Raw genomic sequence first — 15,926 nt, forward strand, 5'->3', positions numbered from 1 at the left:
CGCTTAAGTCGTCTCTCAGGTCTTGGCTCGGGTCCCAGGCGTGGGGGTTAGCTTCGGTCCCGCCGCGTATAAACGGTCTCGCCCGCGCGCACGACGCGCGCGCACAACGGTCGCCCGATCCAGTAAGCCAGCTCGGCCAGCGAATCGACCGACCACACCGCGAAATCGGCCGCGCGTCCGGCTTGCAGCGCGCCGTGCGTGTCCGCTTTGCCGAGCGCGCGCGCCGCATGCGCGGTCACGCCTTGCAGCACCTCGGGCACGGTCATGCGGAACAGCGTGGTCGCCATGTTCATCATCAACAACAACGACGTCGCGGGCGACGTGCCGGGGTTGCTGTCGGTCGAAATCGCAATCGGCACCTCGTAACGCCGCAGCAAGTCGAGCGGCGGCAACTGCGTCTCGCGGATGAAGTAATACGCGCCCGGCAACAGCACGGCCACTGTGCCCGCCTCCTTCATCGCGGCGACGCCGGCTTCGTCGAGGAACTCGAGGTGGTCGGCGGACAGCGCGCGATGGCGTGCCGCGAGCGCCGTGCCGCCGCCGTTCGACAACTGCTCGGCATGCATCTTTACCGGCAGCCTGTAGCGCTCGGCCGCATTGAACACGCGCTCGCTTTGTTCCAGTGAAAAGCCGATGCGCTCGCAGAACACGTCGACCGCATCGACGAGGCCTTCGTCGGCGAGCGCGGGCAGCATCGTGTTGCAGACTTCGTCGATATACGCGTCCGCGCGACCCGCGAATTCTGGCGGCAACGCGTGCGCACCGAGGAACGTCGTGTAGACCGTCACCGGATAGCGTTCGCCCAACTGCCGCGCGACGCGCAGCATCTTGCGCTCGCTGGCGAGATCGAGGCCGTAGCCGGATTTGATTTCGACGGCCGTCACGCCTTCGGCGAGCAGCGGTTCGAGTCGCGCCGCCGCTTGCCGGAACAGCGTGGCTTCGTCCGCGGCGCGCGTGGCACGCACCGTCGAGACGATGCCGCCGCCCTGCCGCGCGATTTCCTCATAGCTGACGCCCGCGAGGCGCTGCGCGAATTCGTCCGCGCGCTGGCCGCCGTACACGAGATGCGTATGACAATCGACGAGGCCCGGCGTCACCCATGCGCCGTGCAGTTCTTCGCGCGGCCACGCGGCATAGTGAGCGGGTAAGTCGGAGGCCGCACCGAGCCACGCGATGCGGCCGTCCTCGACGGCGATCGCGGCATCGGCGAACGTGTGTCGAGGGTCGCCCTGCGGGCAAAGTTTCAGGTGATGCCAGACGGTTTGCTTCATCGCGTGCCCGTTTCTGCCTGTTCTGCTTGTTGCGTGTCGGTGATGATTCGCGTGCGCGCGCTCCGGTGCTGCGTGGAGGCGCGCATGCGAAGCGTCGTCATCGTCGCGTGTAGCGGATGCTGATTGCGAGCACCGCACCCGCCCCCTCAAGTGCGCAATGCAGCGCGTTCGGCGAGTCGATGCGCAGCGTGTCGCCGGTTTCGAGTTGCAGTGCTTTCGCGCCCGCTAGCGTGAGCGTGACCGAAGCGCTCGCGCAGAACAGCAGCACGACGTCGGCGGAAAAGGTGCGCCGCGTGTCGTGCTGCTCGCCGTGCTTCGATGCTTCGCGCCACACGTCGAGTTCAGCGTGCGCCGCGTCACGCCGCACCATCAGGTTGAAGTCGCGCGTCGCGCCGTCGACGAGACGCGCATCGATCCGCGCGGCACCATCGAAACGTGCGATGTCGAGCGCCTGCATCAGCGCGTGCGACTTCACGATGCGCGGGCCGTCCGCTTCATCGGCGTCCGCTTCGTCGAGCACCATCCCCGCGCCGGACAACAACACCAGCGTGCGGTCGATGCCCTCGAAACGCGAGAACGGCCCGGCCTGCGCAACGTCGGCGATGCTCACGCGCCACGCAAAGTCGTTAAGCCCCGAGTTCGCAGGAAACGCCGCCACCTCACGCGTGACGCCGCCGCCGTTTTTCCATGGCGCCGCCACGAGGTCGGCGCCGCGAATCAGCGTGAGCGTCGCCATGCTGCTCACATCCATCACGATTAGCGGCCCAGCATCGGCAGATTGAGGCCCGCCTCGCGCGCGGTCTGCTGCGCGAGTTCATAGCCCGCATCCGCGTGACGCATCACGCCGGTGGCCGGGTCGTTGAACAGCACGCGGCCGAGGCGTTCGCGCGCCGCATCCGTGCCGTCCGCGACAATCACGACACCCGAGTGCTGGCTGAAGCCCATGCCGACCCCGCCGCCGTGATGCAGCGATACCCACGACGCACCGCCCGCCGTGTTCAACAGCGCGTTGAGCAGCGGCCAGTCGCTGACGGCGTCCGAGCCGTCCTTCATCGATTCGGTTTCGCGATTCGGGCTCGCCACCGAACCGGTGTCGAGGTGATCGCGACCGATCACGATCGGCGCCTTCAGCTCGCCGTTTTTCACCATCTCGTTGAACGCCTGGCCCAGACGATAGCGATCCTTCACGCCGACCCAGCAGATCCGTGCCGGCAGACCCTGGAACGCGATGCGTTCGCGCGCCATATCGAGCCAGTTGTGCAGATGCGGATCGTCGGGGATCAACTCCTTGACCTTCGCATCGGTCTTGTAGATATCCTCGGGGTCGCCCGACAGCGCGACCCAGCGGAATGGCCCCTTGCCTTCGCAAAACAGCGGCCGGATATACGCGGGCACGAAGCCCGGGAAATCGAATGCGTTTTCGACGCCCATTTCCAGCGCCATCTGACGGATGTTGTTGCCGTAGTCGAGCGTAGCCGCGCCGCGCTCCTGCAGCGTCAACATCGCCTGCACCTGTTTAGCCATCGACTGCTTGGCCGGCGTCACGATGCTGTCCGGCGCGGTTTTCATACGCTCGCGCCAGTCTTCGACGCTCCAGCCTTGTGGCAGGTAGCCGTGAATCGGATCGTGCGCGCTCGTCTGGTCGGTTACGCAGTCCGGCGTGATGCCGCGCGCCACGCACTCGGCGAACACGTCGGCGGCATTGCCGAGCAGACCGATCGACACCGGCTTGCCCGCTTGCTTCGCTTCCTCGAGCATCGCAAGCGCTTCGTCCAGCGTCTTCGCCTTCTTATCGACGTAGCGCGTCTTCAGACGGAAGTCGATGCGCGTCTCGTCGCATTCGACCGCGATCATCGAGAAGCCCGCCATCGTCGCAGCGAGCGGTTGGGCGCCGCCCATTCCGCCGAGGCCGCCCGTCAGAATCCAGCGACCCTTCGGGTCGCCGTTGAAATGCTGGTTCGCCACCGAGAAGAATGTCTCGTAGGTGCCCTGCACGATGCCCTGGCTGCCGATGTAGATCCAGCTGCCCGCGGTCATCTGCCCGTACATCATCAGGCCCTTGCGATCGAGTTCGTGGAAATGCTCCCATGTCGCCCAATGCGGCACCAGGTTCGAGTTGGCGAGCAGCACGCGCGGTGCGTCCGCATGCGTGCGGAACACGCCGACCGGCTTGCCCGATTGAATCAGCAGCGTCTCGTCTTCACCCAGGTCCTTCAGCGACTGCAGAATCTGATCGAAGCAATCCCAGTTGCGCGCCGCGCGGCCAATGCCGCCGTACACGACGAGCGCGTGCGGATGCTCGGCTACTTCGGGGTCCAGATTATTCTGGATCATCCGGTACGCGGCTTCCGCGATCCACGTCTTGCAGGTCTTTTCCGCGCCGCGCGGGGCGCGGATCGTGCGGGTCGGGTCGAGTCGCGGGTCGATGTGTTTCGGGTTGTTCATGATGGCCCTCGGAATGCTTGAAGATGTTCGGAAGAGATTCAATAAAAAGATCCGGCAACGGCGCGATCAGAAGTGGCCGGTGAAGCGGTAGCGGCTGCCCGGATGCCACAGATTCGCAATCGACGCGACCTGGCTTTGCGACCACGTGCGCCGATGCAGCACGAGGCAAGGCTCCAGTTCGTCCATCGTCAGCAGCTCGCGCGTGTCGGCGTCGGCTGCGAGCGCTTCGATCCGGTACTCGACCCGCTGCAACGGCGCGACGCGCACGAGGTACTGGTTCGGCGTGGTGTTCGTGAAGTCCTGCAACGCGTACTCGGGCGCGACCGCCGGATTGACCCAGCGCTCTTCGAGTTGCACCGGCTCGTCGTTTTCGAAATGCAGCACACGCGAATGAAACACCGGACTCCCCGCGCTCACCTGCATCTCTTCGGCAAGCGCTTCGTCAGCGATGCTCGCACCGATGTGCAGCACCTTCGCCTGATAGCGATGACCGCGCGCGACGATTTCGTCCGAGATACTGCGGATCGCCACCAACGTCGATTCGTACTTCGGACGCGCGACGAAGGTGCCCGAGCCCTGCACGCGCGTGAGCACCTGCTCCGAGGTCAGTTCGCGCAACGCGCGATTGACCGTCATGCGCGCCACGTTGAATTCGCGCGCGAGCTCGTTTTCGGAGGGCACCTGGTCGCCTTCACCCCACTCGCCCGCATGAATGCGCGCGAGGATGAAGTCCTTGATGCCCTGATAAGCCGGAGCGTTCATTGGCTTGATCCGCGTGCTCGACACTTATTGTTCAACTTACTGTTCGGAGACGAACGAGAACGGGCTCAGTTTGCCGATCGTGCCGTCCTGCACCAGCTTCGTGACCGCCGCGATGTCCGGCGCGAAGTAATGATCGAGCTCGTAATGCGCGACGTCCTTACGCACCACGTCCATCACTTTCTGCAAGCTCGGGCTGGTCTTGTGCGGCGCGCGCAGATCGACGCCTTGCGCGGCGGCGAGCAGTTCGATCGACAGGATGTTCGCCGTGTTCTCCGCGATGTCGCCGAGCTTGCGCGCGGCGAACGTCGCCATCGACACATGGTCTTCCTGGTTCGCGGACGTGGGCAGCGAATCGACCGAGGCCGGATGCGCGAGCGTCTTGTTTTCCGACGCGAGCGCGGCGGCCGTCACGTGAGCGATCATGAAGCCGGAGTTCACGCCGCCGTCGCGCACGAGGAACGGCGGCAGGCCCGACAGGGTCGCGTCGATCAACAGCGCGATGCGGCGCTCGGCCAGTGCGCCGATTTCGGCGGCGGCCAGCGCGAGATTGTCGGCGGCGAACGCGACCGGCTCGGCGTGGAAGTTGCCGCCCGACAGCACTTCACCGGTGTCCGGGAAAATCAGCGGATTGTCGGAGACCGCATTGGCTTCGAGCAGCAGCACGTTCGCGGCATGGCGCATCTGGTCCAGACACGCGCCCATCACTTGCGGCTGACAGCGCAGGCTGTACGGGTCCTGCACCTTGTCGCAATCGGCGTGCGACACGTTGATGCCCGAGCCTTCCAGCAGCGAGCGGTAAGCCGCCGCCGCGTCGATCTGACCTTGATGGCCGCGCAGTTCGTGAATGCGTGCGTCGAACGGCTTCACCGAGCCCATCGCCGCGTCCACCGACAACGCGCCCGACACCAGCGCGGTGCGATACAGGTCTTCGATCGCGAACATGTTGTAGAGCGCGAGCGCGGTCGATGCCTGCGTGCCGTTGAGCAGCGCGAGACCTTCCTTCGCCTGCAGCGTGAGCGGCTTCAGGCCGACGAGCGCGAGGCCTTCGTTGGCCGGCATACGCTCGCCCTTCGCGAACACTTCGCCGACGCCGAGCAGCGTGGCCGACATATGCGCGAGCGGCGCAAGGTCGCCCGATGCGCCGACCGAACCCTTGACCGGAATCACCGGCAGCACGTCGGCGTTGTACAGCGTAATCAGCGCTTCCATCACTTCGCGGCGGATACCCGAGTGGCCGCGGCCGAGGCTCGATAGCTTCAGCGCGATCAACAGACGCACGACCGGACGCGACATCGGCTCACCCACGCCGACCGCGTGCGACAGCACCAGATTGCGTTGCAGCAGTTCGAGCTGGTCGCGCGGAATGTGCGTGCTGGCGAGCCGGCCGAAGCCCGTGTTGATGCCATAGGCCGGCTCGCCCTTCGCGGCGATGTCGGCGACGGCTTGCGCGCACGCGTCGATGGCGGCGTGGCTGGCGGGATCGAGTTGCAGTGCGACGTGTTCGCGCGCGATCTGGCGCAGTTGCGGGAGGGTCAGGTAGCCGGGTGTCAGAATCATGGTGTCGTTGTCCTGTCTATACAATTTCGAAGAAGTCTAGCGGCCGCGTCTTGTATATACAACTTCTTTTTCGAGAATTTGGCCTGGGGATTTCCATTAGCGGGAGGCCGCCTACTTGGCTTCCACTGGACGGCTGGGCCCGGGTGTCTAGCTCGCCCGGGACATTCGAGCTGTGCGGCTCGCCGTCCATGGACGGTTAACTTGTATATACACGTTCAGAATACGCGACACCATGCGGACAAAAATATTCTGTGCAGCGCTCTCCATGACCGTCGCCGGTTGGCCGATAAGAGAGTTATAGAAGAGCCTGCCCGGAGCGCAAAAAAAGCCCGCATGCTCTGGCGAGCAGCGGGCTCATCGCATGCGAGTGCAACAGCGTCCAACTACGTCAATGCACGGCCACCGTGCCGCTACAGCTTCACGCGCGCCGCGATGAAATCCAGAAAGCACTGCACGCGCCCCGCGAGCGACGCGCTCTGGTAATACACCGCGCTCACCGGCTGCCGCTCGTCGGCGAGCACGTTGCCGAGAATCGGCACGAGGCGTTCGTCGCGCACGTCGGCCGCCGTCATGAAGTCGGCGAGACAGGCGATGCCCCAGCCCGACAGCGCCAGTTGCCGCAGTGTCTCGCCGCTCGACGCGGTGATCGCCGGCTCGATCTTCAACGAGGCGTCCTTACTCTTGCGCCCTTCGCGCAGCGGCCAGCGGTTCAGATGCTCGGGCGCGGTGAAGCCGATCAGCCGATGCGCGCGCAACGCGTCCACCGTTTTCGGCTCGCCGTATTCGGCCAGATACGCCGGGCTCGCGAGCACGCGCAGCTTGCTGCTGCCTAACGCGCGCGCGTGCAACGTGGAATCTTGCAACGCGCCGATACGGATCGCGATATCGACCTTCTGTTCGAGCAGATCGACGATCCGCTCGTTGCTGGTCAGCTCCAGGCGAATCTCCGGATACAGCGCCGAAAACGCCGTCATATGCGGCGCGACGCAGTGGAGCATGAACGGCGACGCCGCATCGACGCGCAAGCGCCCCGATGGCCGCTCGCGTCCGCGTGCGACAGATTCCTCGGCCTCTTCCATCGCGGCGAGAATGGCTCGCGCCCGCAGCAGGAAGGCCTCGCCCTCTTCGGTCAGCTGCAAGCGGCGAGTCGTACGACGCACGAGCGCGGTGTCGAGTTTCTTTTCGAGGCGGGTGAGCGCGCGGCTCACGCCGGAGACGGTTTGCGCCAGCTTCTCGGCCGCCGCCGTGATCGAGCCGCTGTCGATCACGGTGACGAACACCAGCAACTCGTCGGTGGATGTTTTCATTGTTGATTTCAAATCAAGATTGATTTGAGACTAACACGCTTTTTGCGAGAATCAAGACGGCGGATACTGCTTGCCTGTCATCGTGTTTCCACCAAGGAGAACGTCTTGAAGATTTTCATCACGGGCGCAAGCGGTTTTATCGGCGGTTCGATCGCCGCGCATCTGGTGCGCGCCGGCCACCACGTACGCGGCCTGATCCGCAAACCCGAACATAGCGCCGAACTGCAACGGCTCGGCATCGAGCCGGTGATCGGCACGCTCGACGACCGCGCGTTGCTGATCGCCGAAGCGCAAGCCGCCGACGCGGTCATCAACGCGGCAAGCAGCGACCATGAAGGCGCGGTGAAGGCGCTGATCGAAGGGCTCGCCGGTTCCGGCAAGCCGTTCCTGCACACGAGCGGTTCGAGCATCGTCGGCGATGCGTCGGGCGGCGAAGCCGGGATTGGGGCAAATGGAGCACGCATCTATCACGAAGACGCGCTGCCCGAGCCGACCGCCGATAAGGCGCCGCGCGTCGCGATCGACCAGCTCGTGCTCAACGCGGCGCAGCAGAACATCCGCGCCGCCGTGCTGTGCAACACGCTGATCTACGGTCACGGCGCGGTGGCCGGCAGCGCGAGCGTGCAGTTGCCGCGACTCGTGCGTCAGGCGCAAAAGAGCGGCGTGGTGCGCCATGTCGGCAGCGGCGGCAACGTCTGGTCGAACGTGCATATCGACGACGTCGCCGAACTCTATCGCCTCGCGTTGGAGAAGACGCCGGCCGGCACGTTCTACTTCGTCGAAAGCGGCGAAGCGTCGTTCCGCGACATGAGCGCCGCGATCGCGCGCGCGATGAAACTCGGCGAGCCGCAAGACTGGCCGCTCGCGGAAGCGCAAAAGGAATGGGGCTATGAAATGGCGTCGTACGGACTCGGATCGAACAGCCGCGTGCGTGGCGAACGCGCGCGCAGCTTACTCGGCTGGCAACCGAAGCGCACGTCCGTGATCGACTGGATCGAGCACGACATGCTGGCCGCCGGCAAGACGTCGTAAGTCGTGTAAACCGTGTAAGGGCAACCGTTGCGAATCCGTAAGCTCGGCTCGCTAGAATCGCGCTCACCTGACCGTGCGACTCGACTCTCAGGGTCGCACATGAGCCCGGATTTTATCGATGACCCTTGCGCTGAACTTCGACTGGCTGACCAACCTGCTGGCGATTCTGTTCGTCGTAGCGTGCCTGTATGACGCACGTTACGACGAATACGGCGTGTTGACGCTGAGCGCGGCCGCGATGGGTCTCGCCGTGATGGCGATAGAATTTTTTCTCAAGCCGGCGTTCGATATGGCGCTCTGATGCGCCGAAGCGAGCCGCACTCCTCCGCTCACGAACCGCATGCGGCGCATCCGCCGCGCTTCTCTTCTTCGTAACGATCGTGATGCCTGACCCAGTCGGTCAGACTGTTCGTTTCGTTGCGCCCCTTCGGTGTGACGTCCAGATGCGCGTACGTGTTGATGAAGCGTTCGTCGCCGCGTCCGTAGCACGAATAGGTGTGGAATACGTCGCCGTTGCCGTCCTTGTAGAACACGCTATGGCCGTGCTGCTCGTCGATGCCGACGTCCTGCTCGGTGAAGTTGTAGAACGCCTTTTTGCTGGCCAGTTGCTCGGGCGTGAACGACACGTGGTAGTCGAAATTGAAATCGCTTCCGCTCGACGACACCCACGGAAAGGTCCACCCCATGCGCTGCCTGAAGGCCTCGATCTTCGCGAGCGGCGCGTGCGATACCGTCACGTACGACACGTCGTGATGCTCCAGATGCGTGAGGATGCCCGTCATGTGATCCGACAGGAACGAGCAGCCGACACAGCCCTCTTCCCAATCCGGGCCCAGCATGAAGTGATAAACGATCAGTTGGCTGCGGCCGTCGAACAGATCGGCGAGCGTCTCGCGGCCCTGCGGCGTGTCGAACCAGTAAGTCTTGTCGACCTTGACCCATGGCAGCGCGCGGCGTTTGCGGGCGAGTTCGTCACCGGCGCGCATGTGTGCTTTCTCTTGCGCGAGCAGTGCGCGACTCGCGGCCAGCCATTCTTCTCTCGTGCCGATGCGGTGTTGCGGTTCCATCTGCGTCTCCTTGTCTGCCATATGCAGTTGAGTCATACACATCCGAACCAATCCCTGGCATGTCGAACTATTTTTTTCGCCGACCCCTTCCGCGCGCGGCAGCCCTGGGCGCACGTGGCGCGGGCGCCTCTTCGACCAACGCGGCAAGACGATCGAGCGACTCCGACCAGAAGTGCTGATAACGGCCGAGCCATTCCAGCGCTTCCTCCATGGGTCCGGCACATAGACGGCACGCAACGGTGCGGCCCGTTTTGCTGCGCGTGATCAGACCGGCGCCGGACAGCACGTCGAGATGCTTCATCACGGCGGGCAACGACATCGCAAACGGCTCGGCGAGTTCGCTGACCGACAGCTCGCGCTCCGACAGCCGCGCGAGCAATGCGCGCCGCGTCGGGTCCGACAACGCGGCGAAGGTGCGATCGAGCAGCGCTTCGTTATACTTAACCATGAGGTTAAGTATAGAAACGGGCAGTGGAATGTCAAGGACAGGTTTTCTCGCGTGTGAATCGCGCGCCTGAAAAAGGAAACGCGGCGCGCCGCAGATCAGGCATTGCGGCACACCGCGTCGAAGGTGGAGAACAACCGACTACATTCACTCCATGCCCGCGCCACGCACGGACATCCAAACCATCAGATCGCCCAGCCGCCCAGATAAAATCCCACCAGCACGACCGCGATCACCACCGTGCCCACATTCAGCTTGCGATACTCGCCGCTCACCACGCGGCCGATCACGAGCGTCGCGAAACCGAGCATGATGCCGGTCACGATATTCGCGGTCAGCACGATGAACACCGCGCACATCAGCCCCGACATCGCGTCGACCATATCGTCCATATGCAGCTTGCTAACGTTCGACAGCATCAGCAGCCCGACATACATCAAGGCCGGCGCCGTCGCATACGAAGGCACGAGACTCGCGAGCGGCGAGAAGAACATCACGCCGAGGAACAGCAGCCCGACCACCGCCGCCGCCATGCCGGTCTTCGCACCGGCCGCGACGCCGACCGTCGATTCGATATACGCTGCCGCCGGCGCGCCGCCGAGCAGTCCCGAGAAAATCGAACTGAGCGAATCGGCGGTCAACGCACGGCCACCGTTGATGATGCGACCGTTCTCATCGAGCTGGCCCGCCTGTCCCGCGACCGCGCGGATCGTGCCGGTCGCGTCGAACACGGCGGTCATCACGAGCGCGAGCACGCTGGGCAGCACGGCCATCGACAGCGCGCCCTTGATGTCCATCGCGCCGATCAGCGACGCATGGCCCGGCGCGCTCAGCGACGGCACCGCGAATAGGCCGTGGAACGACACGGCCGGATCGATCGCGAGCGCGATCGCCGAGATCGCGACGATCACGATCAGGATCGAGCCCGGCACGCGACGTCGCACGAGACCGAAAATCGCCGCCAGCCCCGCCACCGACATCAGCGCCGGCAACGCGGTGATATGCCCGAGCGACACCGGCAAACCCGCGCCCGGATTCTTCACGACGAGACCGACGTCGTTGGCGGCGATCAGCAGCAGAAACAGGCCGATGCCGATGCCCGTGCCGTGCGCGATCCCGGTCGGCAGATTGCGCAGGATCCACGAGCGCACCCCCGTCACCGAGATCGCGGTGAACACCACGCCCATCAGGAACACCGCGCCGAGCGCGACGTTCGGCTGCAAGCCCTTGCCGAGCACGAGGCCGAACGCGGTGAACGCGGTCAGCGAAATCGCGCAGCCGATCGCGATCGGCAGGCGCGCCCACACGCCCATCAGCAGCGAGCCGAACGCGGTCGTCAGACACACCGCGACGAACACCGCGCTGGTGTCGAAGCCCGCTTTGCCGAACATGCCCGGCACGACGAACACGGAATAGACCATCGCGAGAAAAGTCGTGATGCCCGCGACGATCTCCTGACGCTGCGAGCTGCCGCGCGCCGAGATGTCGAAGTAGCGGTCGAGCAGGCCCTTTCCGTCGAACGATTCGGTCGCGACTTCGGTGATCGCCTGGGCGTGGGGTTCCATCATGATGAGTGCCTCCTTTATCAGCATGCTGAAACGGCCGTCGATACGGCCGTCGTCAGGGTTCGTCTCGTTGAGTTGATTTTTAGTGCGAGATACTTCGCGCGGGTCGCCTCGCTCGCCTGGCTCGGTCGTTTGTCCCGCTTTGTTGCCTCGAAATGTAGGACACCACAAATATGTCTCCAATCGCATGGATGGCATGCCGGACATGTCGCGACGCTTATATCCTTCAGGAGACGGCGCGCTCGCCCACGCGCCGCGCGTTTACACCTACGGTTTGTCGCGGCGGGGTGAAAGCGCGCCGACAGTTTCGCGGCCTGGCAGTGCTCTCAAAGCGCTCTCGATGAACCGTCGAAACGGGCGGGAAAAAAACCGGAACGCGAAACGAACCCACAGGCGCGCGGCATGAAGCGTGCTTCCGGCAACGCTGCCCGATGCCTGCAAAAGCAGGCCCGCGCGACCTCACGGGTTACACTCTGGCCCGTACCTGTGATAACCGCGGCGGCCCATTGCGCCCGTCCGCACCGGCCCATGGAGTTTGTTCTGATGACTGGCGGCTTTTCGCGTCCTGCCTGGCGCGTGCTGATTCTCGCTGTGTTCGCGCTCTTCGCGCTGTCCGGCTGCGGCAGCCTGTTATGGGGTCCGCAGCAGGCGCCGATCGTCGAGGCGACGATCATGCCCGTTGAACCCGCGAGTGCGCCGGTGGCGGCCTCCGCGCCCGAGCCGGTCGAGAGCGAGGCGAACGAACCCGAGCAGCAGAAGAAACCGAAGAAGCCCGTGGTCAAGCCGCACAAGGTCGAACCCGCGCCGCCCGTCGCCACGCCCGCGCCGCCGCCCCCGCCGCCGCCCGCGCCGCTGATCGTGTTGCGCACGATCGAGCGCAACGAAGCGCACGCGCTGCTCGACAGCGAAGTGCAGAAACCCGACGGCAAAGTGGTCGGCCGCGCGGTCGACATGACTGCCGACGCGCTCGGCAAACCGCGCGAGATGGTCGTCAATCTGCAGGGCTTCCTCGGCGTCGGCGATCGCAAGGTGAACTTCCCGTGGGGCGCGTTCCGCTTCACGCCGACCGCGAAGACCGCGCCGATTACGCTGAACGCCGCAGCCGCGCCGAGCGGCGCGGCCAAATCGAATGTCGTGCAATTGCCGCTGATCGACGCGACCATCGAGCGTTCGAACGGCGCGAAGGTCGGCCGCGTGATCGACGTATTGATCGATGCCAACGCGCAGCCGCAGGCCGTCGTGCTCGACGTCAACGGTATGGTCAGCACCGAGCGGCGCACGATCGCCGCGAACTGGTCCGCGTTGCGCTTCGTCACGCGCGACAAGGAACTGCATCCGCAGATCGATCTGAGCGACGCGCAGATCAACGCGACGCCGCCCTACGCGAACGACAAACCGATTCGCGCGGTGTCGCCGGCGCCGCCAGCCGCACCTGCCGCCGCCGCATCGGCGGCCGCGTCGGCGGCGGTATCGGCCGCCGCGCCGACGGCGGCCGCGTCGACTGCAGTCGCGGTGTCCAATGCACGGGCGGTCCGATGACCGGCCGCACCATGGTCACGGCGCGCAGTCTGCGCGCGCTCGATTGGCTGAATTTTTTCGTCGCGAATGTGCAGACAGGCTTCGGGCCGTTCATCGCGTCGTACCTCGCGTCGCACAAGTGGACCCAGGGCGAGATCGGCATGGCGCTGTCGGTCGGCACCATCAGCGCGATGGTGAGCCAGGTGCCGGGCGGCGCCGCGGTCGACGCGCTGCGCAACAAGAAAGGCGCGGCGGCGTGGGCGATCATCGCGATCATCCTGAGCGCGGTGTTGCTCGCGGCCAGTCCGACCGTGTTGCCGGTGATCGCCGCCGAGGTCTTCCACGGCTTCGCGAGTTGCATGCTGACGCCGGCGCTCGCCGCGATCTCGTTCGCGCTGGTAGGCCGCGCGAATCTCGGCGACCGGCTCGGACGCAATGCGCGTTGGGCGTCGATCGGCAGCGCCGTGGCGGCCGGTTTGATGGGCGTGTTCGGCGAGTACTATTCGCCGCGCGCGGTGTTCTGGCTGACCGCCGGGCTCGCGGTGCCGGCGCTGATCGCGCTGTCGATGATCCAGCGCACCGATACCGTCGAACTGCCGAAGGCCGCGCCGACGCCGCAGCAGATCGAACGGCGCGAGAGTCTGCGCGAGTTGCTGCGCGACCGGCGCATGCTGCTGTTCGCGGCGTGCATCGTGCTGTTCCATCTGTCGAACGCGGCGATGCTGAATCTCGCCGCCGGCGAAGTGACGGCCGGCATGGGCGACAACGTGCAGCTCGTGATCGCCGCGTGCATCATCGTGCCGCAAGCGATCGTGGCGATGATGTCGCCGTGGGTCGGACGCTCCGCCGAACGCTGGGGGCGCAGGCCGATCCTGTTGCTCGGCTTCTCCGCGCTGCCGATCCGCGCGTTGCTGTTCGCCGGAATCAGCAGCCCGTATCTGCTGGTGCCGGTGCAGATGCTCGACGGTCTCAGCGCCGCGGTGTTCGGCGTGATGCTGCCGCTGATCGCCGCCGACGTCGCCGGCGACAAGGGCCGCTACAACTTGTGTATCGGCCTGTTCGGATTGGCCGCCGGGATCGGCGCGACGTTGAGCACGACGGCCGCCGGTTTCGTCGCGGATCACTTCGGCAATGCGGTCAGCTTCTTCGGCCTGGCGGCGGCGGGTGCGCTGGCCGTCCTGCTGGTGTGGGCTGCGATGCCCGAGACGCGCGATGCGGCCGCGGCCGGAGATGGCGCGCCGGTGGACGATGGCGGGAAGTCGGCGGCGAGTTGAGTGTGGGCGTTGCCGGACAAGCGTGAATGCATGAGCGCGCGTTGACCGCAGTGCATCGAAGCGTATCGGCGGTCTGTCGCCGCTCGTCGTCAAAATGAAAAAAGAGGCGCGATAAAAATTATCGCGCCTCTTTTTTATGGCCGTTCATCGGCACTCAATCGGACAAGCAATCGGACAAGCAATCGGGCAAGCAATCGGGCAAGCAATCGGGCAAGCAATCGGGGCAATCAGTCGATCGCCCTGCCCGCCGTTTCGCGCATGAACGGCAGCGGCAGCAACGACACCACCCCGCAGCCGATCAGGTACCAGGCCGGCGCAAGATTGTTGCCGGTCAGCTGGATCAGCCACGTCGCGAAGAATTGCGCGAACCCGCCGAAAATCGACACCCCGAGGCAATAGACGATCGACATGCCGGTCGCACGAATCGCGCGCGGGAACATCTCCGGCAGCATCACGATGTTGGGCACGGCGGTGAACGCCACCAGCACCGCGAGCCCCGCCACCACCGACAACAACACCGGCACGGTCGGCGCGGCGTTGATGATCATGAAAGCCGGATACACCGCGACGATCAGCAACACGCGCGACACCCACAACACGCGCTTGCGGCCGACGCGATCGGACAACGAGCCGGCGAACGGCGAGCAGATCACCGTCACCACCGCAGCGGTCCACGCCGCCCACAACGCGGACGACATCGGCAGATGCAGGATGCGGATCGCGTAAGTGGACAGATAGAACAGCACGATATAGTTCGCGGCGGTGCCGCCGATCGTCGTCAGCACGCCCATCGTGATGACGCGCGAGTGATCGCGAAACAGTTTGCGGACGGGCTGCGAGGCGGGCTGCAAAACAGCCTGTGAAGCAGGCCGTGAAGCAGGCACCCTGGCAACGGCCGCCGGCGTTTGCGCCGCACCGCCATCCTCGATGCCCGGCAGCGTCTCATCCAGATGACGCCGGATATATATGCCGATCGGCCCCATCGCCATGCCGATCACGAACGGCACGCGCCAGCCCCAGCTTTCGAGCGCCTCGGTCGACAGCCACGCCGCCAACGCGACGCCCAGCAGCGATCCGCACACCGTGTTCAGGCCCTGGCTCACGAACTGCCAGCTGCCATAGAATCCGCGCGTTTTATCGCTGCCGTATTCGAGCAGCAGCGACGTCGATGCGCCGATCTCGCCGCCCAGCGCGAAGCCCTGAATCAGCCGCGCGAGGATCACCAGCAGCGGCGCGGCCAGACCGATCGCGGCATAAGTCGGTGCGAACGCGATCAGCGCCGAGCCGAGCGTCATCAGCCACAGCGTCAGACTCATCGCCGCCTTGCGGCCCGCGCGATCGGCATACCCGCCGAGCACCACGCCGCCTACCGGCCGCATGATGAAGCCGACCCCGAACGTGCCGACCGCCAGCATCAATTGCGCGAGCTGGCCTTCCACCGGGAAATACAGCTTGCCGATGATCGTCGCGAAGAAGCTGTAAATCGTGAAGTCGAAAAATTCGAGGCCGTTGCCGAGCGTGATCGCGGCGATCGCTTTCGCGTGGTGCATGCGCTCGGCCGATGCTGCGGCCGGCTGCGTGGCCGCGACGTTCTGCGTGCCGAACGCGTCGGCGTCGGCGGATGGCGAGGTGGCGGCATAGTCCATCTGTGTCTCCGTGATGTCCTGCATACTCGCGCGGGCC

General features: G+C 65.1%; 14 protein-coding genes. 4 read left to right on the forward strand and 10 right to left on the reverse strand.

The genetic code is table 11. From position 1 onward, the window contains the following. Positions 1 to 47 precede the first annotated feature (47 nt). The 6 genes from hutI to BGI01S_RS08785 all read right to left on the reverse strand — a co-directional run bounded on the left by hutI (position 48) and on the right by BGI01S_RS08785 (position 7,342). Positions 48 to 1,271 carry an imidazolonepropionase gene (hutI, locus tag BGI01S_RS08760; RefSeq protein ID WP_042324202.1) on the reverse strand — a complete coding sequence of 408 codons (1,224 nt, stop codon included), beginning with the start codon at positions 1,269 to 1,271 and terminating at the stop codon, positions 48 to 50. Positions 1,272 to 1,368: 97 nt separating this feature from the next. Further along, a complete protein-coding gene (locus BGI01S_RS08765) occupies positions 1,369 to 2,007 on the reverse strand; it encodes a HutD/Ves family protein (RefSeq protein WP_042324204.1) in 639 nt (212 codons plus the stop codon). 20 nt (positions 2,008 to 2,027) lie between these two features. Then, on the reverse strand, positions 2,028 to 3,716 hold the full coding sequence (gene hutU, locus BGI01S_RS08770; protein WP_042324206.1) for a urocanate hydratase: 1,689 nt from the start codon (positions 3,714 to 3,716) through the stop codon (positions 2,028 to 2,030). A gap of 66 nt (positions 3,717 to 3,782) precedes the next feature. After that, positions 3,783 to 4,478, reverse strand: a complete 696-nt coding sequence (gene hutC, locus BGI01S_RS08775) for a histidine utilization repressor (RefSeq protein ID WP_042324208.1) — start codon at positions 4,476 to 4,478, stop codon at positions 3,783 to 3,785. A 36-nt stretch (positions 4,479 to 4,514) separates the two neighbouring features. Continuing rightward, on the reverse strand, positions 4,515 to 6,035 hold the full coding sequence (gene hutH / locus BGI01S_RS08780; RefSeq protein WP_042324210.1) for a histidine ammonia-lyase: 1,521 nt from the start codon (positions 6,033 to 6,035) through the stop codon (positions 4,515 to 4,517). Positions 6,036 to 6,445: 410 nt separating this feature from the next. Further along, a complete protein-coding gene (locus BGI01S_RS08785) occupies positions 6,446 to 7,342 on the reverse strand; it encodes a LysR family transcriptional regulator (protein WP_042324212.1) in 897 nt (298 codons plus the stop codon). Between the two features lie 105 nt (positions 7,343 to 7,447). Between BGI01S_RS08785 and BGI01S_RS08790 the strand changes: the two genes are divergently transcribed. Beyond that, positions 7,448 to 8,374: an NAD-dependent epimerase/dehydratase family protein gene (locus tag BGI01S_RS08790; RefSeq protein ID WP_042324214.1), complete on the forward strand. Its 927-nt coding sequence runs from the start codon at positions 7,448 to 7,450 to the stop codon at positions 8,372 to 8,374. 118 nt (positions 8,375 to 8,492) lie between these two features. Continuing rightward, on the forward strand, positions 8,493 to 8,675 hold the full coding sequence (locus BGI01S_RS08795; protein ID WP_042324216.1) for a hypothetical protein: 183 nt from the start codon (positions 8,493 to 8,495) through the stop codon (positions 8,673 to 8,675). Positions 8,676 to 8,703: 28 nt separating this feature from the next. Here BGI01S_RS08795 and BGI01S_RS08800 read toward each other — a convergent pair whose 3' ends face one another. The 3 genes from BGI01S_RS08800 to BGI01S_RS08810 form a co-directional block, all read right to left on the reverse strand. Further along, entirely contained in the window at positions 8,704 to 9,441 is a 738-nt protein-coding gene (locus BGI01S_RS08800) for a DUF899 domain-containing protein (protein WP_042324219.1), read from the reverse strand. Between the two features lie 67 nt (positions 9,442 to 9,508). Further along, entirely contained in the window at positions 9,509 to 9,889 is a 381-nt protein-coding gene (locus BGI01S_RS08805; protein ID WP_042324220.1) for an ArsR/SmtB family transcription factor, read from the reverse strand. Between the two features lie 182 nt (positions 9,890 to 10,071). Next, the gene (locus BGI01S_RS08810) at positions 10,072 to 11,454 is read right to left on the reverse strand and encodes an NCS2 family permease (RefSeq protein ID WP_042324222.1); all 1,383 of its coding nucleotides are present in this window, start codon (positions 11,452 to 11,454) and stop codon (positions 10,072 to 10,074) included. Between the two features lie 540 nt (positions 11,455 to 11,994). On the opposite strand from BGI01S_RS08810, the gene BGI01S_RS08815 reads away from it, so the two are divergent. After that, positions 11,995 to 12,990: a hypothetical protein gene (locus tag BGI01S_RS08815; RefSeq protein ID WP_042324224.1), complete on the forward strand. Its 996-nt coding sequence runs from the start codon at positions 11,995 to 11,997 to the stop codon at positions 12,988 to 12,990. After that, positions 12,987 to 14,243, forward strand: a complete 1,257-nt coding sequence (locus BGI01S_RS08820; protein WP_042324226.1) for an MFS transporter — start codon at positions 12,987 to 12,989, stop codon at positions 14,241 to 14,243. The genes BGI01S_RS08815 and BGI01S_RS08820 overlap by 4 nt, the downstream gene beginning before the upstream one ends. Before the next feature lie 227 nt (positions 14,244 to 14,470). Here BGI01S_RS08820 and BGI01S_RS08825 read toward each other — a convergent pair whose 3' ends face one another. Then, complete coding sequence (locus BGI01S_RS08825) at positions 14,471 to 15,889, reverse strand: MFS transporter (RefSeq protein WP_042324228.1); 1,419 nt, start codon at positions 15,887 to 15,889, stop codon at positions 14,471 to 14,473. Positions 15,890 to 15,926: the final 37 nt, after the last annotated feature.

The organism is Paraburkholderia ginsengisoli NBRC 100965 (genome assembly GCF_000739735.1).
Classification (GTDB): domain Bacteria; phylum Pseudomonadota; class Gammaproteobacteria; order Burkholderiales; family Burkholderiaceae; genus Paraburkholderia; species Paraburkholderia ginsengisoli.